At 71.2% G+C, this 23,492-nt stretch carries 19 protein-coding genes; all 19 read left to right on the plus strand.

All coding sequences use genetic code 11. The features are described from left to right. Positions 1-49: 49 nt before the first annotated feature. Entirely contained in the window at positions 50-463 is a 414-nt protein-coding gene (ndk, locus tag MQE23_RS29605) for a nucleoside-diphosphate kinase (RefSeq protein ID WP_243380748.1), read from the plus strand. A 265-nt stretch (positions 464-728) separates the two neighbouring features. Further along, positions 729-1,748, plus strand: coding sequence for a rod shape-determining protein (locus tag MQE23_RS29610; RefSeq protein WP_004001297.1), 1,020 nt, complete (start codon positions 729-731; stop codon positions 1,746-1,748). A 144-nt stretch (positions 1,749-1,892) separates the two neighbouring features. Then, a complete protein-coding gene (mreC, locus tag MQE23_RS29615; protein WP_243380749.1) occupies positions 1,893-2,840 on the plus strand; it encodes a rod shape-determining protein MreC in 948 nt (315 codons plus the stop codon). 13 nt (positions 2,841-2,853) lie between these two features. Then, positions 2,854-3,525 (plus strand): rod shape-determining protein MreD, encoded by a 672-nt coding sequence (gene mreD / locus MQE23_RS29620; protein WP_020275778.1) that lies wholly within the window; start codon positions 2,854-2,856, stop codon positions 3,523-3,525. A gap of 166 nt (positions 3,526-3,691) precedes the next feature. After that, complete coding sequence (gene mrdA, locus MQE23_RS29625; RefSeq protein WP_020275777.1) at positions 3,692-5,938, plus strand: penicillin-binding protein 2; 2,247 nt, start codon at positions 3,692-3,694, stop codon at positions 5,936-5,938. Beyond that, a complete protein-coding gene (gene rodA, locus MQE23_RS29630; protein WP_243380750.1) occupies positions 5,935-7,137 on the plus strand; it encodes a rod shape-determining protein RodA in 1,203 nt (400 codons plus the stop codon). Before mrdA ends, rodA begins: the two co-directional genes overlap by 4 nt. A 23-nt stretch (positions 7,138-7,160) precedes the next feature. Further along, complete coding sequence (locus MQE23_RS29635) at positions 7,161-7,769, plus strand: hypothetical protein (protein ID WP_243380751.1); 609 nt, start codon at positions 7,161-7,163, stop codon at positions 7,767-7,769. A 66-nt stretch (positions 7,770-7,835) separates the two neighbouring features. Continuing rightward, positions 7,836-9,344 (plus strand): CYTH and CHAD domain-containing protein, encoded by a 1,509-nt coding sequence (locus tag MQE23_RS29640; protein ID WP_243380752.1) that lies wholly within the window; start codon positions 7,836-7,838, stop codon positions 9,342-9,344. Between the two features lie 109 nt (positions 9,345-9,453). After that, a complete protein-coding gene (locus MQE23_RS29645; RefSeq protein ID WP_243380753.1) occupies positions 9,454-11,418 on the plus strand; it encodes a TIGR03960 family B12-binding radical SAM protein in 1,965 nt (654 codons plus the stop codon). Positions 11,419-11,590: 172 nt separating this feature from the next. Continuing rightward, positions 11,591-12,088: a DUF2975 domain-containing protein gene (locus MQE23_RS29650; RefSeq protein WP_243380754.1), complete on the plus strand. Its 498-nt coding sequence runs from the start codon at positions 11,591-11,593 to the stop codon at positions 12,086-12,088. Further along, positions 12,088-12,318 carry a helix-turn-helix transcriptional regulator gene (locus tag MQE23_RS29655; protein WP_020275770.1) on the plus strand — a complete coding sequence of 77 codons (231 nt, stop codon included), beginning with the start codon at positions 12,088-12,090 and terminating at the stop codon, positions 12,316-12,318. Before MQE23_RS29650 ends, MQE23_RS29655 begins: the two co-directional genes overlap by 1 nt. After that, on the plus strand, positions 12,318-12,788 hold the full coding sequence (locus tag MQE23_RS29660) for a GNAT family N-acetyltransferase (protein WP_020275769.1): 471 nt from the start codon (positions 12,318-12,320) through the stop codon (positions 12,786-12,788). The genes MQE23_RS29655 and MQE23_RS29660 overlap by 1 nt, the downstream gene beginning before the upstream one ends. Before the next feature lie 98 nt (positions 12,789-12,886). Next, positions 12,887-14,074: a hypothetical protein gene (locus MQE23_RS29665; protein WP_020275768.1), complete on the plus strand. Its 1,188-nt coding sequence runs from the start codon at positions 12,887-12,889 to the stop codon at positions 14,072-14,074. Positions 14,075-14,122: 48 nt separating this feature from the next. Further along, the gene (locus MQE23_RS29670) at positions 14,123-14,905 is read left to right on the plus strand and encodes a TIGR03936 family radical SAM-associated protein (protein WP_020275767.1); all 783 of its coding nucleotides are present in this window, start codon (positions 14,123-14,125) and stop codon (positions 14,903-14,905) included. A 254-nt stretch (positions 14,906-15,159) separates the two neighbouring features. Further along, positions 15,160-19,320 (plus strand): Rne/Rng family ribonuclease, encoded by a 4,161-nt coding sequence (locus tag MQE23_RS29675; protein ID WP_243380755.1) that lies wholly within the window; start codon positions 15,160-15,162, stop codon positions 19,318-19,320. A gap of 269 nt (positions 19,321-19,589) precedes the next feature. Beyond that, the gene (gene rplU / locus MQE23_RS29680) at positions 19,590-19,910 is read left to right on the plus strand and encodes a 50S ribosomal protein L21 (protein ID WP_020269559.1); all 321 of its coding nucleotides are present in this window, start codon (positions 19,590-19,592) and stop codon (positions 19,908-19,910) included. A 14-nt stretch (positions 19,911-19,924) separates the two neighbouring features. Next, the gene (gene rpmA, locus MQE23_RS29685) at positions 19,925-20,179 is read left to right on the plus strand and encodes a 50S ribosomal protein L27 (protein WP_010041940.1); all 255 of its coding nucleotides are present in this window, start codon (positions 19,925-19,927) and stop codon (positions 20,177-20,179) included. Positions 20,180-20,305: 126 nt separating this feature from the next. Further along, positions 20,306-21,742 (plus strand): GTPase ObgE, encoded by a 1,437-nt coding sequence (obgE, locus tag MQE23_RS29690; protein ID WP_020269558.1) that lies wholly within the window; start codon positions 20,306-20,308, stop codon positions 21,740-21,742. 159 nt (positions 21,743-21,901) lie between these two features. Further along, positions 21,902-23,392 (plus strand): FG-GAP-like repeat-containing protein, encoded by a 1,491-nt coding sequence (locus MQE23_RS29695; protein WP_243380756.1) that lies wholly within the window; start codon positions 21,902-21,904, stop codon positions 23,390-23,392. Positions 23,393-23,492: the final 100 nt, after the last annotated feature.

Below are 23,492 nucleotides of genomic sequence, written 5' to 3' on the forward strand. Positions count from 1 at the left end.
CGGGTAATCTCGTCCCACCCGCACAACCTTGATACATAAGGAGCCCGTCGTGAGCCAGCGCACCCTCGTCCTCCTCAAGCCCGACGCCGTCCGTCGTGGCCTGACCGGCGAGATCATCAGCCGCATCGAGCGCAAGGCGGGCTGGACGATCACCGCGCTGGAGCTGCGCACCCTGGACCAGGACACGCTGGAGCAGCACTACGGCGAGCACAAGGGCAAGCCCTTCTACGAGCCGCTGGTGGACTTCATGGCCTCCGGCCCGGTCGTGGCGATGATCGTCGAGGGTGAGCGGGTCATCGAGGGGCTGCGCGCGCTCGCCGGCCCGACCGACCCGATCGCCGCGGCCCCGGGCTCCATCCGCGGCGACTACGGCGTCATCGTCCGGGAGAACCTGATCCACGCCTCCGACTCGGAGGAGTCCGCCGAGCGGGAAGTGAAGATCTTCTTCCCGGGTCGCGCCTGAAGCGAAACGGCGAGAGAAGTCTGGGGGCCACGGCTCCCGGACTTTTCTGGCATATGCGTGGCGATCGAGGGAACGATGGTCCCCGAACGCCCGTCTCCACAAGCGAACCCGTGCGGCATCTGCTGACAATGGCGGAGACCCTCCCGCAGTGTTCGCGAAGGCGCGTCTACGATGGAAGCCTTCACGTCACAGCACCCACCTTTGCCTACCTGAAAAGCCCTCAAAAGCTAGTGGGAAGGCCAGACGAATCCTGATGGGGAACTCAATGTCGTTCATCGGCCGTGACATGGCTGTCGACCTCGGGACCGCCAACACGCTGGTGTACGTCAGGGGTCGCGGGATCGTACTCAACGAGCCGTCCGTCGTCGCGATCAACACCAACACCGGTGGCATCCTCGCGGTCGGTGCCGAAGCAAAGAAGATGATCGGGCGCACGCCCGGCAACATCGTTGCCGTTCGTCCGCTGAAGGACGGTGTGATCGCCGACTTCGAGATCACCGAGCGGATGCTCCGCTACTTCATCCTGAAGATCCACAAGCGGCGGTATCTGGCTCGTCCGCGGGTCGTCGTCTGTGTGCCCTCGGGCATCACGGGCGTCGAGCGCCGGGCCGTCATCGAGGCGTCGTCCCAGGCCGGCGCCCGCCAGGTGCACATCATCGAGGAGCCCATGGCCGCGGCCATCGGCTCCGGCCTGCCGGTCCACGAGGCCACGGGCAACATGGTGGTCGACATCGGCGGCGGCACCACGGAGGTCGCGGTCATCTCCCTCGGCGGCATCGTCACCGCCCAGTCCATCCGTGTCGCGGGCGACGAACTGGACAACGCGATCATCCAGCACATCAAGAAGGAGTACTCCCTCCTGCTGGGTGAGCGCACGGCCGAGCAGATCAAGATCACGATCGGTTCGGCGTACGACCTCGACTCCGACGAGCACACCGAAATCCGCGGCCGGGACCTGGTCTCCGGGCTGCCGAAGACCGTCGTCATCTCCGCGGCCGAAGTCCGCAAGGCGATCGAGGAGCCGGTCAACGCGATCGTCGACGCCGTCAAGACGACCCTCGACAAGTGTCCGCCGGAGCTGTCCGGCGACATCATGGACCGAGGAATCGTTCTGACCGGCGGCGGAGCGCTGCTGCGGGGCCTCGACGAGCGGCTGCGCCGGGAGACCGGTATGCCGATCCACATTGCCGAGGATCCGCTGGACAGCGTGGCGCTCGGTTCCGGAAAGTGCGTCGAGGAGTTCGAGGCGCTCCAGCAGGTGCTGGACGCTCAGCCGCGCAGATGACGTAACTCTTCGATTCCGCCGTACGGGACGATCTCCTCTCGTACGGCGGATCGTTGATATAGATGCATAAGCTCCCACAATGCAGCCCCTCGGGTTTCCCTGGGGCTTCCCGAATTCCGATGAGGAAGGGCACGGCCGCCGCACGTGAGGGACACACGAGAGAGCCGGCTGCTCCTGGTGCTGCTGATCGCCATCGCGTTCGCGTTGATCACGGTGGACATTCGCGGCGGGGAGGATTCCCCGGTCGACGGTGCCCGGCAGGGCGCGGCGACGGTCTTCGGCCCGATCGAGAGCGGCGTGTCGTCCGCGGTCGACCCGGTCGGCGACGCGGTCTCCGCCATCCGGGAGTCCGGCGAGCGACACGACCGGCTCGCCGTGCTGGAAGAGGAGAACGCGGCCCTGAAGGCGCGGCTCGGCAGCGACGACCGCAGCCGCAGCCGCCTCAAGCAGCTCGACAAGATGCTGAAGATGTCCGGCCGGGGCCAGTACGGCATCAAGGGCGCCGAAGTCATCGCCATCGGGGCGGCGCAGGGCTTCTCCTGGACCATCACCATCGACGTCGGCGCGGGCGACGGCATCAAACGCGACATGACCGTCCTGAACGGGGACGGGCTCGTCGGCCGGGTCACCACCGTCGGTCCCGACACCGCCACAGTGCTGCTCGCCAGCGACCCCGACTTCACGGTCGGCACCCGGATGGAGGCCAGCGACGAGCTCGGCTTCGCCTCCGGGCAGGGCGACCGCCCGCTGCGCGTGGAACTGCTCAACGGCAAGGCGGAGGTGAAGAAGGGCGACCGTCTGGTCACCTTCGGTTCGCAGGCCGACCGGCCGTTCGTGCCCGGTGTGCCCGTCGGCGTGGTCTCCCGCGTCGACCCGTCCGGCGGCGGGCTGACCCGCACGCTCTACGTCACGCCGTACGCCGCCTTCAGCAAGCTCGACATCGTCGGTGTCGTCGTCGAGGCCCCGAAGAAGGACCCGCGCGACACGGTGCTTCCGCCCAAGCCGAAGCCGACCCCCAGGCCGACGGTGACGGTGACCGTGACGCCGTCCGCCGAGGCCCCCGCGGACGGCCAGAACCAGCAAGAGCAGTAGGAGCTGTCACCTCATGCGCGTCAACCGGATCCTGCTCTCCTCCGCCCTGGTCGTCGTCGCCCTGGTGATCCAGGTGAGCGTCCTCGCCCGCCTCCATCTGCCGGGCGCCGTGCCCGACCTGATGCTCCTCACCGTCCTCGGCCTCGCCCTGGTGTACGGCCATGTGGGTGGTGCCCTCGTCGGTTTCGGCGCGGGCCTGCTCGCCGATCTGGCCCCGCCCGCCGACCACGCCGCCGGGCGCTACGCCCTCGTGCTGTGCGTCATCGGCTACCTCGCGGGCCTGGTGAAACCGGAGACGGGCCGGCTGAAGTCCGCGACCGGCCCGATGGTCGTCGTGGTGGCCGCCGCCCTCGGCTCCACCCTGCTGTACGCCGGGGTCGGTGCCCTCGTCGGTGACACGGCCGCCCGCCATGTGGGCCTGGGCAGCCTGCTGTTCACGGCCGCCCTGTACGACCTGCTGCTCGCCCCGTTCGTGGTGCCGGGGGTGATGGCGCTGGCCAGGCGCGCCGAGAACGATCCGCTCGCCGAGACCGGCTCCGCCGCCAAGGCCACCGACATCTCCTCCGGCTGGCTCTCCGGCGGCACCGGCCTGAAGATCGGCAGCCAGCGGAACGGGCTGCGGGTGAAAGCGGCCCGGGCGCGGATGGCGCGGGCCGGGCGCATCAAGGGGGTCAAGCGGCTGTGAACGCAGGGAAGTTCACCCGAACGCGCCGGTCCGGTAGGAACGCCGGCTCGTGGGTCCGTCGTTCCTCACACGTATCCGCACACACGTGCCCGGACAGACCTCAGTATCCGGGCCCGGCTTTGTACTCGCACATCCGTACGCGCACTGAGAGGGGGAGGCAGCCGCAGTGACCAACATCCCCGAGACCGGGCGGAACCCGCGGGTCCAGATCCGGCTCGTCGTCATCCAGGTCCTCGTCCTGTCCCTCCTGCTCACCCTCGGCGGACGCCTGTGGTACCTCCAGATCCGGGAGGGCGCGGCGTACGCCAAGGAGGCGTCGGGGAACCACGTCCAGCAGGTCGTCCAGCCGGCCGTCCGCGGCTCCATCCTGGACGCCCGCGGCGTGGCCCTCGCCGACAACGAGACGCGACTGGTCGTCTCCGCCTCCCGCACCGACCTGCTGAAGATGCCGGACGACGGCAAGGACGTCCTCACCAAGCTCGCCGGAGTCCTGGGCATGACGCCCAAGGAGGTCCAGGAGAAGGTCCGGCTCTGCGACGCCAAGACGCCCCAGCCCTGCTGGAACGGCTCGCCGTACCAGCCCATCCCCATCACCGACGAGGCCACCCCCAAGCAGGCCCTCCAGATCCGCGAGCGCGCCGAGGACTTCCCCGGCATCACCGCCGAGCCCGAGGCCGTGCGCCGCTACCCGAGCCCGGGCAAGGCCAACACCGCCCAGGTCCTCGGCTACCTCTCGCCGGTCACCGACGAGGAGATCAAGCAGGCGCAGAACACCAACTCGCCGTATCTGCGCTCCGACCAGGTCGGCCGCTCCGGCCTGGAGCGCCAGTACGACAAGCAGCTGCGCGGCAAGGCCGGCGTCACGCGCTACGAGGTCGACAACCTCGGCCGCGTCATCGGCCAGGCCGAGGCCGACCCGGCCCACCCCGGCGACAACCTCGTCACCAGCATCGACGCCCGCGTCCAGCGGATCGCCGAGTACCAGCTGAACGAGGCCATGAAGGAAGCCCGCAAGCAGCACGACCGGAACACCGGCACCAACTACAAGGCCGACTCCGGCGCCGTCGTCGTCATGGAGGCCAAGACCGGCCGCGTCGTCGCCATGGCCTCCAACCCGACGTACGACCCGAACGCCTGGGTGGGCGGCATCTCCGCCAAGGACTACACCCGGCTCACCGGCAAGAGCTCCAACTACCCGCTGCTCAACCGCGCGATCCAGGGCCAGTCCGCGCCCGGCTCGATCTTCAAGGTCATCCCGACGGCCGCCGCGATCAACGCCGGCTACTCCTTCGACGGCCCCTACCAGTGCTCCAGCTCGTACTCCCTGGGCGGCCAGGTCTTCAAGAACTTCGAATCCAAGGGATACGGCCCGATCAGCCTCGGCCGCGCCCTTGAGGTCTCCTGCGACACGGTCTTCTACCGGCTCTCCCACGAGGAGTGGAAGAAGGACGGCGGCAGCAAGCCGAAGAAGCACCCCAACGACTGGTTCTACAAGACCGCCCACCAGTTCGGTCTCGGCAAGGAGACCGGCATCGACCTGCCCAACGAGGTCACCGGCCGCGTCCCCGACCGCAAGTGGAAGCTGGACTACTGGAAGGCCAACAAGGACGCCTGGTGCCGCACCGGCAAGCGGAACGGCAGCTACGCCGAGAAGATCGCCTACGAGAACTGCCTCGAAGGCAACCGCATGCGCGCCGGTGACTCCGTCAACTACTCCATCGGCCAGGGCGACACCCTCGTCACGCCCATCCAGATGGCCACCATCTACTCGGCCATCTCCAACGGCGGCACCCTCTACAACCCCTCCGTCGGCAAGGCCGTCATCAGCGCCGACGGCAAGACCGTCACGCCGATCAAGCCCCAGTCGCACGGCAAGCTGCCGATGACGCAGCAGACGCGCGACCGCATAGACGAAGCCCTCGAGGGAGTCGCCACCCGCGGTACGGCCGCCTGGCGGTTCGGCGGCTGGCCGCAGGACAAGATCCCGATGCACGCCAAGACGGGTACGGCGGAGGTCTACGGCAAGCAGACCACCTCCTGGTTCGCCACGTACACCAAGGACTACTCGATCGTCATGACGATCTCCCAGGGTGGTACGGGCTCCGGCGCCTCGGGCCCCGCCGTCCGCAACATCTACAACGCGCTGTACGGCGTCTCCGAGGAAGGCGACATCGACGCGAAGAAGGCCCTGCTGCCCACCCCGGAGAAGGCCCTGCCGAAGGTCAAGACGGACGGCACCATCGCCTCCCCGAAGGTCCCCAAGGACCCGGCCAAGGACCAGCAGGCGAAAAAGAAGGACCCGAACGCCCCGGCCGACCCGCTCCAGCCGGCTACGTCGGCCCCGCCGTCGCCGGAGAACCGTGACACCCGAAGGCGTCGGCGCCGGCGGGGAAGCCGGAGGTTGCCGACATGACCGGCGGTGTGAACAGCTTCCAGGTCTCCGGCTACGGCCCCGAGCGCTCCGGCTGGACCCGGCTCCTCGCCCGCGACTCGGTGGTGCGCCGGCTCGACTGGCCGGTCCTGCTGTCCGCGACGGCCCTGTCGCTGCTCGGCACGCTCCTCGTCTACTCCGCGACCCGCAACCGCACGGAGCTCAACCAGGGCGACCCGTACTACTTCCTCATCCGGCACCTGCTCAACACCGGCATCGGCCTCGCCCTGATGGCCGGCACGATCTGGCTCGGCCACCGCGGCCTGCGCACGGCCGTGCCGGTCCTGTACGGCCTCTCGGTCCTGCTGATCCTGCTGGTGCTCACCCCGCTCGGCTCCACGATCAACGGCGCCCACTCGTGGATCAAGCTCCCCGGCGGCTTCTCCCTCCAGCCCTCGGAGTTCGTGAAGGTCACGATCATCCTCGGCATGGCGATGCTGCTGGCGGCCAGAGTCGACGCCGGCGACAGGCAGTACCCCGACCACCGCACGGTCATGCAGGCACTGGGCCTGGCCGCCGTGCCCATGGTGATCGTGATGCTCATGCCCGACCTCGGGTCGGTCATGGTCATGGTCATCATCGTGCTCGGTGTGCTGCTCGCCTCCGGTGCTTCCAACCGGTGGGTGTTCGGACTGCTCGGCACGGGCGCCATCGGCGCGATCACCGTCTGGCAGATCGGGGTGCTCGACGACTACCAGATCGCCCGCTTCGCCGCCTTCGCCAACCCCGAGCTCGACCCGGCCGGCGTCGGCTACAACACCAACCAGGCCCGCATCGCCATCGGCTCCGGAGGCCTGACCGGCTCCGGCCTCTTCCACGGCTCGCAGACCACCGGCCAGTTCGTGCCCGAGCAGCAGACGGACTTCGTCTTCACCGTGGCGGGTGAGGAGCTCGGCTTCCTCGGCGGCGGCCTGATCATCCTGCTGCTCGGCATCGTCCTGTGGCGGGCCTGCCGCATCGCCCGGGAGACCACCGACCTGTACGGGACGATCGTGGCCGCCGGCATCGTCGCCTGGTTCGCCTTCCAGACGTTCGAGAACATCGGCATGACGCTCGGCATCATGCCGGTCACCGGTCTGCCGCTGCCGTTCGTGTCGTACGGCGGCTCGTCGATGTTCGCCGTGTGGATAGCGGTCGGTCTGTTGCAGTCCATCCGGGTACAGCGCCCGATGTCGGCCTAGCGGGCAGTGACGGGGGGAGTGGAATGTCCGGGGAGTACGTGGCCCTGTGCCCGGTGACCGAGGACCTGGTGAGTCAGCTCCTCGCGCTGGCGGAGCTGGACCTGACCGACGGCGACGCCATCGAGGCGCGGATGCGCGAGGGCGGCTGGCCCGGCTGGTCGCAGGCGGTGCAGGGACCGGCGTACGAGGACACACCCGATGTCCCCGAAGCCACCCACGTCACCCCGCAGGGCCACTTCGTCACCTGCGACGGCGACGGCTCGCTCTACCTGCCGTTCGCCTACCTCTACTCGGTCGACGGCGGTCTGCTCGACGAGGACTGCTGGGGCACCCTGCCCGGCTGGACCAGCGAGGAGGGCGCCTGGCGGCCGGAGTTCGACGCGCACTTCGGCACCGTGGTGCGGCGCTTCACCGACCGGCTGGGCCTGCCGAGCCACGACATCCGGCAGCCCAGGTTCACGACCCGGTACGTCAGCTGGCGCCTGGAGCACAACGTGCTGATCGTCGGACAGGGCCCGGAGCCGCTGTCGTACCACCAGTTCGAGGACGCCCACGTGTACCTCGTCTCCCGGACGGTGAAGGACGCGCCGTTCCCGGACGGCGAGGAGATGCGGGCCCTGCTGACGACCTGAACGCGACGCCCCTCGTGACGGCACCGACCACTGCCGTCCCGGCCGGTCAGCCACTAGATTCGGTGCATGGCGGACACCAAGCGCGAGATCGAGCGGAAGTACGAGTCCGAGGACAGCGGGCTGCCCGACCTGACCGGTGTCGCCGGGGTCGCGGCCGTGCTCGACAAGGGCGTCGCCCACCTCGACGCCACCTACTACGACACCGCCGACGAACGCCTCGCCGCGTCGTCCGTCACCCTGCGCCGCCGCACCGGCGGCTCGGACGCGGGCTGGCACCTGAAGTTCCCCGTCGCCCCCGGCGTCCGCGACGAGATCCAGGCCCCGCTCTCCGACACCCTCCCCGGCGACCTCGCGGGGCTCGTCCGCTCCCGCGTCCGCGGCGGCGAACTGCTGCCCGTCGTCCGGCTGCGCTCCAACCGCGACGTGCGCCACCTCGTCGACGCCGACGGGCGGCTGCTCGCCGAGGTCAGCGTCGACGCCGTACGGGCCGACCGGCTCACGGCCGGCGGCGGTGAAACGCAGTGGACCGAGATCGAGGTGGAACTCGCCGACGGGGGAGACCCGGCCTTCCTCGACAAGGTCGAGAAGCGGCTGCGCAAGGCGGGAGTGCGGCCGTCGGCCTCGGCGTCGAAGCTGGCGCGGGCCCTGGCGGAGACGGCGCCGCACCAGCAGCAGCCCGCCGCCGTACCCGCCCGGGAACCGGCGACGGCCGGAGAGCACGTCCTGGCGTACGTGCGCGCCCAGCGGGACGCCATCGTCGAGCTCGACCCGGCCGTGCGGCGGGACGCCGAGGACTCCGTGCACAGCATGCGCGTGGCCACCCGCAGGCTGCGCAGCACCCTCAAGTCGTACGGCGAGCTGCTCGACCGGACCGTCACCGACCCGGTCGGCGACGAGCTGAAGTGGCTGGCCGGTGAGCTGGGCCTGGACCGGGACCGCGAGGTGCTGACCGAACGGCTGACGGCGGCCCTCGACGAGGTGCCGGCCACACTGGTCCGCGGCCCGGTCGCAGAGCGGCTGCACACCTGGGCGAGCGCCGCGCACGGCGGGACCCGCGGCCGGCTCATCGGCGTCCTGGACTCGCGCCGCTACCTCGCCCTGCTCGACACCTTGGACGCGCTGATCGCCGACCCGCCCCTGCGGAAGGCGGCCGGCAAGAAGCCCCGCAAGCCGATCGCCAAGGCAGTGAAGAAGGACTTCCGCAGGGTCGCCGGGCTGGTCGAGCGGGCCGTGGCACTGGAGCCCGGCACCGATCGCGATGTCGCGATCCACGAGGCCCGCAAGAAGACCAAGCGCGCCCGCTACGCGGCGGAGGCCGCCCGGCCGGCCCTCGGCAAGCCGGCCAAGGGCCTGGTCAAATCCATGAAGGCGCTCCAGACCCTGCTCGGCGAGCACCAGGACAGCGTGATGGCCCGGCAGGCCCTGCGCGAGCTGTCGGCGGTCGCCCACGCGGCCGGGGAGAGCGCCTTCACCTACGGCCTGCTCCACGAGCGCGAGGAGCAGCGGGCCGTGCGCGTGGAGACCGAGCTGCCCGGATTCTGGGACGGGATCAAGCACGGGGCGGCGGGCCTCTGATCTCCCGCTGATCCTCCTCTGATCTTCCGCGCGTACGAAGGTGCGTCCGGGTCGCGTTAGTCTGGATGGTCACCCTGTCCGTTCAGTCCAGCCCACGAAGGTGCGCGACATGCCTGCCGAAGTCGCTGCGTCGGTGTTCCCGCAGCTCGAAGCTCTGCTCCCGCACGTGCAGAAGCCGATCCAGTACGTCGGCGGAGAACTCAACTCCACGGTCAAGGACTGGGACTCCTGCGACGTCCGCTGGGCGCTCATGTACCCGGACGCCTACGAGGTCGGCCTGCCCAACCAGGGCGTCCAGATCCTCTACGAGGTGCTCAACGAGCAGCAGGGCGTCCTCGCCGAGCGCACCTACAGCGTGTGGCCGGACCTGGAGGAGCTGATGCGGGAGCACGGCGTCCCGCAGTTCACGGTGGACAGCCACCGGCCCGTGAAGGCCTTCGACGTGCTGGGCCTGTCCTTCTCCACGGAGCTGGGCTACACCAACATGCTGGCGGCCCTGGACCTCTCCGGGATCCCCCTGGAGGCCAAGGACCGCGGCCTGGACGACCCGATCGTCATGGCCGGCGGCCACGCCGCGTTCAACCCCGAGCCGATCGCGGACTTCATCGACTGCGCGGTGATCGGCGACGGCGAGCAGGCCGTCCTGGAGGTCACCGCGATCATCCGCGCCTGGAAGGCGGAGGGCCGCCCCGGCGGCCGCGAGGAGCTCCTCTTCCGCCTGGCGAAGACGGGCGGGGTGTACGTGCCCGGCTTCTACGACGTCGAGTACCTGCCGGACGGCCGTATCGCCCGCGTCGTACCGAAGCGCAGCGGTGTCCCGTGGCGCGTCTCCAAGCACACGGTGATGGACCTCGACGAGTGGCCGTACCCCAAGCAGCCCCTGGTCCCGCTGGCCGAGACGGTCCACGAGCGCATGTCGGTGGAGATCTTCCGCGGCTGCACCCGCGGCTGCCGGTTCTGCCAGGCCGGCATGATCACCCGCCCGGTCCGCGAACGCTCCATCACGGGCATCGGCGACATGGTCGAGCAGGGACTGAAGGCGACGGGCTTCGAGGAGGTCGGCCTGCTCTCCCTCTCCTCGGCGGACCACTCGGAGATCGGCGACATCGCCAAGGGCCTCGCGGACCGCTACGAGGACGACAAGATCGGCCTCTCGCTGCCGTCCACCCGCGTGGACGCCTTCAACATCGACCTGGCGAACGAGCTCACGCGCAACGGCCGCCGCTCCGGCCTCACCTTCGCTCCCGAGGGCGGCTCGGAGCGCATCCGCAAGGTCATCAACAAGATGGTCTCGGAGGACGACCTGATCCGCACGGTCGCCACCGCCTACGGCAACGGCTGGCGCCAGGTGAAGCTGTACTTCATGTGCGGCCTGCCGACGGAGACCGACGACGACGTCCTCCAGATCGCCGACATGGCGACGAAGGTCATCGCCAAGGGCCGCGAGGTGTCGAAGTCCAACGACATCCGCTGCACGGTCTCGATCGGCGGCTTCGTCCCCAAGCCCCACACCCCCTTCCAGTGGGCGCCGCAGCTGTCGGCGGAGGAGACGGACGCCCGCCTGGAGAAGCTGCGCAACAAGATCCGCGGCGACAAGAAGTACGGCCGCTCCATCGGCTTCCGCTACCACGACGGCAAGCCCGGCATCGTCGAGGGCCTGCTGTCCCGCGGCGACCGCCGGATCGGCGCCGTCATCCGCGCGGTCTACGACGACGGCGGCCGCTTCGACGGCTGGCGCGAGCACTTCTCGTACGACCGCTGGATGCGGTGCGCGGAGAAGGCGCTGGCCCCCTTCGGCGTCGACGTCGACTGGTACACGACGCGTGAGCGCACGTACGAGGAGGTCCTCCCCTGGGACCACCTGGACTCCGGCCTCGACAAGGACTGGCTCTGGGAGGACTGGCAGGACGCCCTCGACGAGACGGAGGTCGAGGACTGCCGCTGGACGCCGTGCTTCGACTGCGGGGTGTGTCCGCAGATGGACACCGAGATCCAGATCGGCCCCACGGGCAAGAAGCTGCTGCCCCTGACGGTCAAGAACGCGGCGCCGGCGCCGAGCGGGCACGCGCACTGACGGTCGTCCGGCGGCGGCACCGCATCCGTCTTGCCGCACGTGGAGCCCCCTCCGACTCGGAGGGGGCTCTTTCTCTTCTGCCGTGCATGTCGAAGGCCGACCCCCATTGCCTCATTGCCTCATGTATCGAATTTCGATAGATTCCTATCGTGGGTCGATCGAAGGAGTGGCGATGGGGAAGCTGGCCGTGGCGGCGTTGCGTGTGGTGCTCGTGGTGCTGCTCGCCGGGTCGTTGTTCGTGCAGGGGGTGATGGTCCCGCTGCTGGCCATCGACATGAACGGGCTCAGGCCCGAATACGCGTACCTGCGCACCCCGATCCTCGTGATCTTGGTGCTGGGTGTCGTTACCGCCCAGGTCGTCGTGGTCTGCGTGTGGCGGCTGGTGACGATGGTGCGTCGTGGGACGGTGTTCTCCACGGCCGCCTTCCGGTACGTGCACATCGTGATCGGCGCGTTCGTGGCGGCCGCCCTGCTGGTCTTCGCGCTCGCGGTCGTTCTCGCCCCGGGCGAGGCCGTCGCTCCCGGCGTCGTGCTGTTGCTGTGCGGGGTCGTCGTGGCCGTGCTGGGTGTGGCGCTGGTCGTGCTCGTCCTGCGGATGCTGCTCGCGCAGGCCGTCGCACGGGACGTCGAAGCGGCCCGGATGCAGGCCGAGTTGGAAGAGGTCATCTGATGCCGATCGCCGTCGACATCGACGTGATGCTGGCCAAGCGGAAGATGTCCGTGGGCGAACTCGCCGAACGCGTCGGCATCACTCCCGCCAACCTCGCGGTCCTCAAGAACGGCCGTGCCAAGGCGGTCCGTTTCTCGACCCTCGCCGCCCTCTGCGAGGTCCTCGAGTGCCAGCCGGGGGACCTGCTGCGGTGGGAGGCGGACGGGGCCGCCGACCGGACAATGCACTGATGGAGAACATCAGCATCCGCCCGGCTCGGTCCGGCGAACTGGCGGCCGTGGCGGCACTTCGCTGGGAGTGGCTCGTCGAGAACGGTGACGAGGCCCTCGGCGAACGCGAGGAATTCGTACGGCACTTCGTCGACTGGGCCCGGGACAACGCGGGTTCGCACCGGTGCATGGTGGTCGTGCGTGACGACGGCGTCGTCATCGGCATGGCCTGGCTGGCGGTGGTGCAGCGGGTGCCCACGCCCCGGGCGCCCCGGCGGGCCTCCGGCGATCTGCAGTGCGTGTACGTCGTACCCGGGGCGCGCGACGGCGGAGTGGGCGGCGCGCTCATCCGGGCCGTGCTGGACGGGGCCCGGGAGCTCGGGCTGGAGCGGGTGACCGTGCACTCGAGCCCGCGGGCGATTCCCGCGTACGCCCGGTGCGGCTTTGAGGAGTCGCCCCGGCTGCTGCACGCGCGGGTCGCCGGCACGTGAGCCGTATGATCATGACGCCGGGTGGAGGAACTGCGGAAGAACGGGGCGGGGCTGTGCGGTGCTGGATCCGGACGGGCCGCTGAGGCGTCTACGACGGTATGGATCTGGAGAAACCGGCCCGCGAGGGCTCCGAGACGCGAGTCGATCTGCGGAAACGGGTGCCCGAACCGGCCGCGCCGCCGGTGCGTGAGGCGGCGCCCGAGGGGTGTCTCGCCGTCGCGATCCGGATTCCCGTGCGGATCGTCGTACTCGTGCTGGTCGTCCCCGTGCGGATGGTGTGGGACGCGCTCGTCGTGGTCGGGCGGTTCCTGAACGACGTGCTGTTCCGGCCGCTGGGCCGGGCACTGCTGTGGCTCGGGCGGGCGGTGTTCGTCTGGCCGTTCGTGGGGCTGTGGCGGTACGTCGTCGTGCCGGTGGCCAAGGCGCTCGGCTGGCTCGGTAACGTCCTCCTCGTCGTGCCGCTGGTGTGGCTCTACCGGCACGTGCTGACGCCGGTGGGACACGCGATCGCATGGGTCGTCACCCGGGTCGCCAGAGGTATCGGGGCCGCCCTCGGCTGGGTGTACTCGTACCTGCTCACGCCGGTCGGGCGTGCCGTGCTGTGGGTGCTGAAGGGGCTCGGCGCGGTGCTCGCCGCGCTCGGGGCCGGCGTGTACGCGGTCGTGGCGTGGTTCGCCCGGTATCTCGTCGTCGTACCAGCCGTGTGGCTGTACACGTGGGTGCTCGCGCCCGTCGGGCGGGCGATCGCCTGGTGCGCGAAGGGGCTGGTGTGGCTGGTGAGCGTGGTCGTCACCGGCATCGGGACGGCTCTGTACTGGATCGCCCGGATCCTGTTCGTCCTTCCCGCGCTCGCCGTGTGGCGCTGGATCCTCACGCCGGTCGGGCGGGTCCTCGCCGTCATCGGGCGGGAGGTCGCGGACGCCCTCGGGCACGCGTGGCGGATCGCCGGGCACATCTCGCTCGCCGTCGGGCGGTTCCTCGCGACGCTCTTGAGGTGGATCTTCGTCGAGCCGGTGCGGTGGGTGTACCGGAGCGTGCTGACGCCCGTCGGGCACCTCGTGCGGGACGTCGTCCTGCGGCCCGCCGCCGAGGCCTCCCGCAGTGTGGGACGGGCCACGCGGCAGGCGCTGGCCGCCGCCCGGGAGTCCGTACGGCAGGCGCGCGCCGACTTCCGGCGGATGCTCTTCGGCGAGCCTCGGCAGCCGCAGCCGGTCGACCTCGGGGAACCTTCGGGCCGCGAGGCACGTACTCTTGGTAGCAGTACGACCGCTCTCACGAAGGACTGAACGACACTGGGCAAGCGACAGCCCGAAGGCCCGCCGCCCGCACCCGCGGTGCAGCGCATCCGACTGCGCTACACCAAGCGCGGCCGCCTCCGGTTCACCAGCCACCGTGACTTCCAGCGCGCCTTCGAGCGTGCGCTGCGCCGTGCCGAGGTGCCGATGGCCTACTCGGCGGGCTTCACACCGCACCCGAAGGTGTCGTACGCCAATGCCGCACCCACCGGCACGGGCAGTGAGGCGGAGTACCTGGAGATCGCGCTCACCGCGCAGCGCGACCCGGAGCAGCTCAGGATCCTTCTCGACGAGTCGCTGCCCACCGGCCTCGACATCGTCGAGGCGGTCGAGGCCCGCACCCCGGGCCTCGCCGACCGGCTGACGGCTTCCGTGTGGGAGCTGCGGCTGGACGGCGTGTCGCAGGAGGAAGCCCGCCGGGCGGCGGACGCCTTCAACGCGGCCGAGACCGTCGAGGTCCAGCGCCTCGCCAAGAACGGGGTACGCACCTTCGACGCCCGCTCCGCCGTCGTGAGCCTGGAGATCCCCGACCTCACAGAAACGCACAGTTCGCAGGCTGATAGGCCGACCGACCAGCCCTGTGCGATACTGCGGCTGGTTGTTCGGCACGTGACGCCTGCCGTACGACCCGACGACGTCCTGTCCGGTCTCCGCGCCGTGGCCGACCTGGCGCCGCCGGTCCCCGCAGCGGTGACCAGGCTGGCGCAGGGGCTGTTCGATGAAGAGACCGGCACGGTGACCGACCCGCTCGCGCCTGACCGCGAGGCAGCGGAGGCCCACTCAACGGCCGAACCGCCTGCCGCCGCGACGGCGCCGGCGTAGGTTCCGCGAAGGGACGGACGTCGTAGCGCCGCCCTCGGACTCGGGAGCCACCTGGGTCGGGCAGCGCACCGACCAGAAGACTTTCGCCAGGCCGTACGCATTCGGCGTACGGAACCGGCGAGACAGGACACAGAGAGCTCCCGTGCGGCGCCCGCGCCCCGGACGGCGGCGACGCGCACAGCGCGAGCCGCGGACGTCACCGGCACAGCCGGACCAGGCGCGGCGCCCGGGAGCCTGACGGGAGAAAAGCCCGCATGCTCGAACCGACCGAACCCACAGAGTCCGCCACGGACTCCGAACAGAACACCCCCAGCGACACCCTGCCGCCCCGCCGGCGGCGCCGTGCCGCGTCCCGGCCGGCGGGTCCGCCCGTCGGTACCTCCTCCGACGCTCCGGTGGAGACCGTCACGCCGGCCATACCGGCCGCGGACCCCGATCAGCTCGCGGCCGACGCCGCGGAGGCCGACGAGGTCGAGGAGACCGCCGCCGAGGAGACCGTCGCGGCGGCGCAGGAGACCACCGAGGCCGCCGAGAGCGCCGAGGAGGCCGCGCCCGCCGCTCCGAAGAGGCGCCGCGTGGTGCGCCGTGCCGCCGCCCCCGCCGGTGCTCCGGCGGGGGCTGAGGCCGCCGAGACCGTGGTGCCGGTGACCGCCGGTGCCCCCGCCGCCTCCGAGGCTTCCGAGCAGGCCGAGGCCGCCGCGTCCGCCGAGGTGTCCGAGGACGCCGCTCCGCGTCGCACTCGGCGCCGTGCGACGCGCACGGTGACCTCGCCCGCCGCGGCTCCGGCGGAGGCCGTGGAGACGGCGGCGCCTGCTGCCGGCGCGCAGGCCGAGCCGAGCGCCCCTGAGCCCGCCGCGGCCGCTGACGGCGCGGAGACCGCCGAGGAGGCTGCTCCGCGCAGGACCCGGCGGCGTGCCACGCGCCGGGTGACCGCGCCCACCGAAGCGCCTGCCGCCGCACAGGCGGCGGAAGGAACCGCCGACGCGGGCCGCTCCGGCTCCGTCACCACGACCGACGCGCCCGCCGAGGCCGCCGCTGCCGTGTCCGGTGGGCCCGCCGAGGCCCCCGCCGGCACGCCCGCCGAGGAGGCGAAGGCACCTGTGACCGATTCCCCCGCCGCTGAGTCCGACGGAGCCCCCGAGGCCGCCGCTCCCGCCGCCCAGGCGTCCGAGGCTGCCGAGCCCGCCGAGGATGCCGGTCCGCGGCGCCGCCGCCGGGTCGTCCGCCGGGCCGCCAGTGGTTTCGCCGAGCCCGCACAGTCCTCGCGGGCCTCCCGCGGCTCGAAGTCCGCGCGGGGCGCCGCCGGTGCCGCGGCCGCCGGTGAGGAGGAGACGTCGGCACGGCCCGCGCGGCCCGCCGTCGCCCTGTTCCAGGCGCCCGTGTTCACCGAGCCCCAGTTCCAGACGCCGGAGCGGGCCGCCGCCGCAGCCGCCGCCGAGGCGGCCGGGGCCGAGGAGCCCGAGGAGGCGGAGGAGTCCGCGCCGGCGGAGGTGCGGGAGGAGCAGCCCGGCGGGTCGCGCCGCAGGCGTCGTCGCCGGGGTGCAGACGAGCCCGAGGCCCAGGCCACCGAGGCCCCCGCCACCGAGAGTGCCGTCGCCGAGAGCGCCGTCGACGAGGCGGAGGAGCCCGAGGAGTCCGCCGACGGCGACGACCAGGACGACTCCGAGGGCACCGGCTCGCGCCGTCGCCGCCGCCGGGGCGGCCGCCGCCGTCGGCGTGGTGACTCCGCCGAGAGTGACGCCGAGGCCGGCGAGGGCACGGACGCCGAGTCCGAGCAGGTCGCCGCCGCGCAGGCCGCCGAGGACACCGCGGAGCAGACCGAGGAGGACCAGGACGAGTCCGACGAGGCCGCCGACCGCGACGAGTCGTCCGGCGGGGGCTCCAGCAGCAGCCGCCGTCGCCGTCGCCGCCGTCGCCGTGCCGGTGACAGCGCGCCCGAGGCCGAGCCGTCCGACGACGACCCGGAGCGCACGGTCGTCAAGGTCCGCGAGCCCCGCCCCAAGGCCGAACCGTCCGACGAGGTGCAGTCCATCAAGGGCTCGACCCGTCTGGAGGCCAAGAAGCAGCGCCGCCGGGAGGGCCGCGAGCAGGGCCGCCGGCGCGTCCCGATCATCACCGAGGCCGAGTTCCTGGCCCGGCGCGAGGCCGTCGAGCGCGTGATGGTCGTCCGCCAGCACGGCGACCGTACGCAGATCGGCGTCCTCGAGGACAACGTGCTCGTCGAGCACTACGTCAACAAGGAGCAGGCGGTCTCGTACGTCGGCAACGTCTACCTCGGCAAGGTGCAGAACGTCCTGCCGTCGATGGAGGCCGCCTTCATCGACATCGGCAAGGGCCGCAACGCGGTGCTGTACGCCGGTGAGGTCAACTTCGAGGCGCTCGGCATGGCCAACGGGCCGCGGCGCATCGAGTCCGCCCTGAAGTCCGGGCAGTCCGTGCTCGTCCAGGTGACGAAGGACCCCATCGGGCACAAGGGCGCCCGCCTGACCAGCCAGGTCTCCCTCCCCGGGCGCTACCTCGTGTACGTGCCCGAGGGCTCCATGACCGGCATCAGCCGCAAGCTGCCCGACACCGAGCGGGCGCGGCTGAAGACGATCCTCAAGAAGATCGTCCCCGAGGACGCGGGCGTCATCGTGCGCACCGCCGCCGAGGGCGCGAGCGAGGACGAGCTGCGCCGGGACGTCGAGAGGCTCCAGGGGCAGTGGGAGGAGATCCAGAAGAAGGCCAAGAACGGCGGCAACGCGCCGACGCTGCTGTACGGCGAGCCGGACATGACCGTCCGGGTCGTGCGCGACATCTTCAACGAGGACTTCTCCAAGGTCGTCGTCAGCGGCGACGAGGCGTGGCAGACCATCCACGGCTATGTCTCGCACGTCGCGCCGGACCTCGCCGAGCGGCTGACGAAGTGGACCTCCGAGGTCGACGTCTTCGCCACCTACCGGATCGACGAGCAGCTCGCCAAGGCGCTGGACCGCAAGGTCTGGCTGCCCAGCGGCGGTTCGCTGGTGATCGACCGGACCGAGGCGATGGTCGTCGTCGACGTCAACACCGGCAAGTTCACCGGTCAGGGCGGCAACCTCGAGGAGACCGTCACCAGGAACAACCTGGAGGCGGCCGAGGAGATCGTCCGCCAGCTGCGGCTGCGCGACCTCGGCGGCATCATCGTCATCGACTTCATCGACATGGTGCTGGAGTCCAACCGGGACCTGGTGCTGCGGCGCCTGCTCGAATGCCTGGGCCGGGACCGTACGAAGCACCAGGTGGCCGAGGTGACCTCGCTGGGGCTCGTGCAGATGACCCGCAAGCGGGTCGGGCAGGGCCTGCTGGAGTCCTTCTCCGAGACCTGCGTCCACTGCAACGGACGCGGTGTCATCGTGCACATGGAGCAGCCGACCAGCGCCGGCGGAGGCGGTGGCAAGCGCAAGAAGCGTGCCCGTGCCGGTGCCGCCGATCAGCCGCACGTGCACGAGGCGGCCGTCGAGACCGCCGAGCAGGAGGCGGAGACCGAAGCCGAGGTCGGTGCCGAGATCGCCGAGCCGATCGCGCTGCCCGAGCCGGTCTTCGAGCCCGACGAGGAGCTGTACAGCAGCGCCGCCGAGGCGGAGGCCGCGGCCACGCGCGGTCGGTCGCGGCGCCGGGCGAGCCGGCGGGCGTCGGCTCCGGCGGGTGCGCCGCGCGGTGAGACGGCGGAGCCGAAGGCCGAGCAGGCCGAGGTGCCGACGGCTCAGGACGTGACCGCCGCCGAGGAGGTCGCCCGTCCGGTGCAGCCGGAACCGGCCGCCGAGGCGCACGCCGAGCCGATCGCCGTCGAGGACCCGGTCGTCGAGGCCCCGGCCGCCGAGGAGGCCGCGCCCAAGGGCCGTGGCCGTCGGCGGGCGACGCGCAAGGTGTCCGCGCCGGCCGGTTCGCCGGCGGGGGCGGAGGCCACCGTGGTGACGGTTTCCGAGACCGCGCCCGCGGCGTCCGAGGCCACGCAGGCGCCCGAGCAGGCCGAACAGCCCGCGGTGGCTGAGCAGGCGCCCGCCGAGAGTGCCGCCCCGGCCCGTCCGCGGCGCCGTGCCGTGCGCAAGCCCACCGTGTCCACCGCGTCCGAGGAGGCGGCCGTCGTGGTCGTCCCGTCGGCCGCGTCCGAGGAGGCTCCGGAGACCGTGGCGGCTGACGGCGCCGCCACGGAGGAGGCCGCCGAGGAGGCGGCCCCGGCCAAGAAGACGGCCCGCAAGACGGCCAAGAAGGCCACGGCGAAGAAGGCCGCCGCCAAGAAGACCGCGGCGAAGAAGACCGCGGCCAAGAAGACGACGGCGAAGAAGGCGGCGGCGAAGACCACCAAGACCGCCGCCAAGAAGACCACGTCGAAGAAGACCGTCGCGGCGGAGCAGTCCCGCTCCTCCGTCTCGGCCTCCACCGACGAGGACTGACCCGCCTCGACGTCCGCCCGGGGCGTGCGCGAACCGCGCGCTCGCCCCGGCGGACGCGACCGGCGTGACCGGTCGCACAGGCGGCGGGCCCGGCTCGGTTTGACCCTCTTGGCCGCGGGCCCGTAACCTTGACCGTCGGCGTGTCGAATGACGCGTCACATCCCCGTAAACCTCATCCTCCGGGCGCCGGGCGCCCAGGAGAGGCCGCTCGCTGTGTCGGGTGGCTGGCCTGCGGGGGTGCCGTTTCCCGAGCGAGAGAGTGAGTCCGCGTGTACGCCATCGTGCGCAGCGGTGGCCGCCAGCACAAGGTTGCTGTCGGCGACATCGTTGAGGTTGACAAGATTTCCACTGCCCAGGTTGGCGACACGGTCGAGCTCTCGACCCTGCTCGTTGTCGACGGCGACGCCGTGACCAGCGACCCGTGGGTGCTGGCCGGCATCAAGGTCCAGGCCGAGGTCGTGGACCACCACAAGGGCCAGAAGATCGACATTCTGCGCTACAAGAACAAGACCGGTTACCGCCGTCGCCAGGGCCACCGCCAGCAGTACACGGCGATCAAGGTCACTGAGATCCCCACGGCTGCGAAGTAAGGGACTGAGGAGAAATGGCACACAAGAAGGGCGCATCGTCCACCCGGAACGGTCGCGACTCCAACGCCCAGCGGCTCGGCGTGAAGCGCTTCGGCGGTCAGGTCGTCAACGCGGGTGAGATCCTGGTCCGTCAGCGCGGCACCCACTTCCACCCGGGCGCCGGTGTCGGCCGTGGCGGCGACGACACGCTGTTCGCGCTCCAGGCCGGTTCGGTGCAGTTCGGCACCCACCGTGGCCGCAAGGTCGTGAACATCGTTCCGGTCGCCTGACCGGAAGCTTTCGCGAGGCGGACCTCACTTCCCTCACGGGAAGCGGGTCCGCCTTTCGCGTGTTACGCAGAGAACAACCCCGTACAACCCGTACACAACGGCCGTACATCACTGGAGGCACCCACCATGACCACCTTCGTGGACCGCGTCGAGCTGCATGTCGCCGCGGGTAACGGAGGTCACGGCTGTGCCTCCGTTCACCGTGAGAAGTTCAAGCCGCTGGGCGGGCCCGACGGCGGCAACGGCGGGCGCGGCGGGGACGTGATCCTCACCGTCGACCAGTCCGTCACCACGCTCCTCGACTACCACCACTCCCCGCACCGCAAGGCCACGGGCGGCAAGCCCGGCGAGGGCGGCAACCGCTTCGGCAAGGACGGACAGGACCTCGTCCTGCCGGTGCCGGACGGCACGGTGGTGCTCGACAAGGCGGGCAACGTCCTCGCCGACCTGGTAGGGCACGGCACGTCGTACGTCGCCGCGCAGGGCGGCAGGGGCGGGCTCGGCAACGCGGCGCTGGCGTCCGCGCGGCGCAAGGCGCCCGGGTTCGCGCTGCTCGGCGAGCCGGGAGACGTGCGCGAAGTCGTCCTGGAGCTGAAGACCGTCGCCGACGTGGCGCTCGTGGGGTACCCGAGCGCCGGCAAGTCGTCGCTGATCTCGGTGCTGAGCGCCGCCAAGCCGAAGATCGCCGACTACCCGTTCACCACGCTCGTACCGAACCTCGGCGTCGTCACGGCCGGCTCGACGGTGTACACGATCGCCGACGTGCCCGGCCTGATCCCCGGAGCCAGCCAGGGCAAGGGCCTGGGCCTGGAGTTCCTGCGGCACGTGGAGCGGTGCAGTGTGCTCGTGCACGTCCTGGACACCGCCACGCTGGAGTCGGACCGCGACCCGGCCTCCGACCTCGACGCCATCGAGGAGGAGCTGCGGCAGTACGGCGGGCTGGACAACCGTCCGCGGATCGTCGTGCTGAACAAGATCGACGTACCGGACGGCAAGGGCCTGGCCGAGATGGTGCGGCCCGACCTGGAGGCGCGCGGGTACCGCGTGTTCGAGGTGTCGGCCGTGGCGCACATGGGCTTGAAGGAGCTGTCGTACGCGCTCGGCGAGCTCGTGGCGAAGGCGCGTGCCGCGAAGCCGAAGGAAGAGGCCACGCGGATCGTGATCCGGCCCAAGGCCGTGGACGACACCGGCTTCACCGTGACGCGCGAGGCCGACGGCCTGTTCCGGGTTCGGGGCGAGAAGCCCGAGCGCTGGGTGCGGCAGACCGACTTCAACAACGACGAGGCGGTCGGCTACCTGGCGGACCGGCTCAACCGGCTCGGGGTCGAAGAGGAACTCATGAAGGCGGGGGCCCGGGGCGGCGACGGTGTCGCCATCGGTCCCGAGGAGAACGCCGTGGTCTTCGACTGGGAGCCGTCCGTGATGGCCGGGGCCGAAATGCTCGGCCGACGTGGTGAGGACCACCGGTTGGAGGAGGCGCGACCGGCCGCGCAGCGCCGCAGGGACCGGCAGGCCGAGCGGGACGAGGCGCAGCGGGAGTTCGACGACTTCGAGCCGTTCTGATCCGTTCCGGGGGCCGTTAACGGAAAGCAAATTCGCAACGGATCCCGAGGCAACCAAGTGGTGCTCCGGTGAGTCGTACTGGGCAGTGCGGATGAGGATCTTGGTCTTCGCCGCGTCGCAACTGCCCAGCGGATCACCGGAGTTCACGTGCCCCAGTCCATGAGCAAGCGCAACATCGGCCGAGGCGTCGAAGTCGCGGCGGCGATCGCCGTGGTCGCGGCCGTCACCGTACCGATGGCCGCGCACGCCGCCGACGCCGCCCCCACCACCCGGGCCGCCGCGGCGAAGCTCCACGACGACTTCAACGGCGACGGCTACCAGGACCTGGCCGTCGCCGCCCCGCGGGGCAAGGTGGGCGGCAAGACCCGCGCCGGGTACGTGGCCGTCGTGTACGGCTCGGCGAAGGGCGTCGACCTCGCCCGCAAGCAGGTCATCAGCCAGGACACCCCGGGCATACCCGGTGCCGCCGAGGCCGAGGACCACTACGGCGAGGGTCTGGCCGCCGGTGACCTGGACGGCGACGGTTACGCCGACCTGGTCGTGGGCGCGCAGGGCGAGGACGTCGGCGACGTCATCAGCGCCGGCACGCTCGCCGTGCTGTGGGGCGGGCCGCAGGGCCTGTCCGGCGGTACGGCCGTGGCCACCGGCACCGAGGAGGACCGCGTCGACCCGCTCCAGCCGGCGCTCGGCGACTTCAACGGCGACGGTCACCTGGACCTCGCCACCGGGAACCGCCTGCTGTACGGGCCGTTCGACCGCACCACCGGTGCCGCGAGCAGCCACCGCCTCGCCCTGGAGGCCGAGTACGCCACTGACGACGTGGCCGCCGGTGACGTCGACCACGACGGCATCACGGACCTGGTCGCGCTCATCCACGACCACAGCGACGACGACCTGCACGACCCGGACGCCAAGCACCGCCGCGTGGTCCACCTGCGCGGCACCCCGGACGGCCTGAGCGCCCCCGCCCCGCTGAACAACCCCGACGGCACGCGGATGCGGGGCGGCGAGAGCCTCGGCATCGGCGACGTGAACAAGGACGGGTACGGCGACCTCGTCATCGGCCGCCGGCTCGACGGTTCCGGTGAGGTCCCGCTGGAGGACCCGCTGCTGAAGGGCGGCCAGATCGGGGTCGTGTACGGCGCGGCCGACGGCCCCGACACCTCCCGTACGACGATCATCACGCAGGACACCCCCGGTGTGCCCGGCAGCCCGGAGTGGGGCGACGGCTTCGGCGGGGGCGTCTCCGTGGCCGACGTCAACGGCGACGGCTACGCCGACGTCTCCACCGGCAGCGGGACCGAGAGCATCGGGGACGTGTACGCGGCCGGGCAGTTCACCGTCCTGCGCGGCGGGAAGTCCGGGCTGACCGGCGACGGCGCCCTGTCCATGAACCAGAACACCGCGCACGTCCCGGGCACGGCGGAGCAGAACGACTTCTTCGGCGCCAGGACCAAGCTGCTCGACGTCAACGGCGACGGCCGGCCCGAGCTGTTCGTCAGCGCCACCGGGGAGAACCGGGACGGGGGAGTCTGGGCGTTCCCCAACCCGGCCGGCGCCCCCACCGCCACCGGCTCGGTCAGCTTCGGCGCGGGCACCCTCGGCACCGTCGCGGACGGCTCCGCCCTCGGCGCGGGATTCGCCCGGTGATCTCTGCCTGATCATCTGTCAGACCCACCCCGGCAACGGCTTGTTCCGACGCTGGCGGTGGGTCTCCTTTTGTCTGCTTAGTTGTCATGTACGTGAACTC

This window comes from Streptomyces sp. HP-A2021, assembly GCF_022807935.1.
GTDB lineage: Bacteria > Actinomycetota > Actinomycetes > Streptomycetales > Streptomycetaceae > Streptomyces > Streptomyces afghaniensis.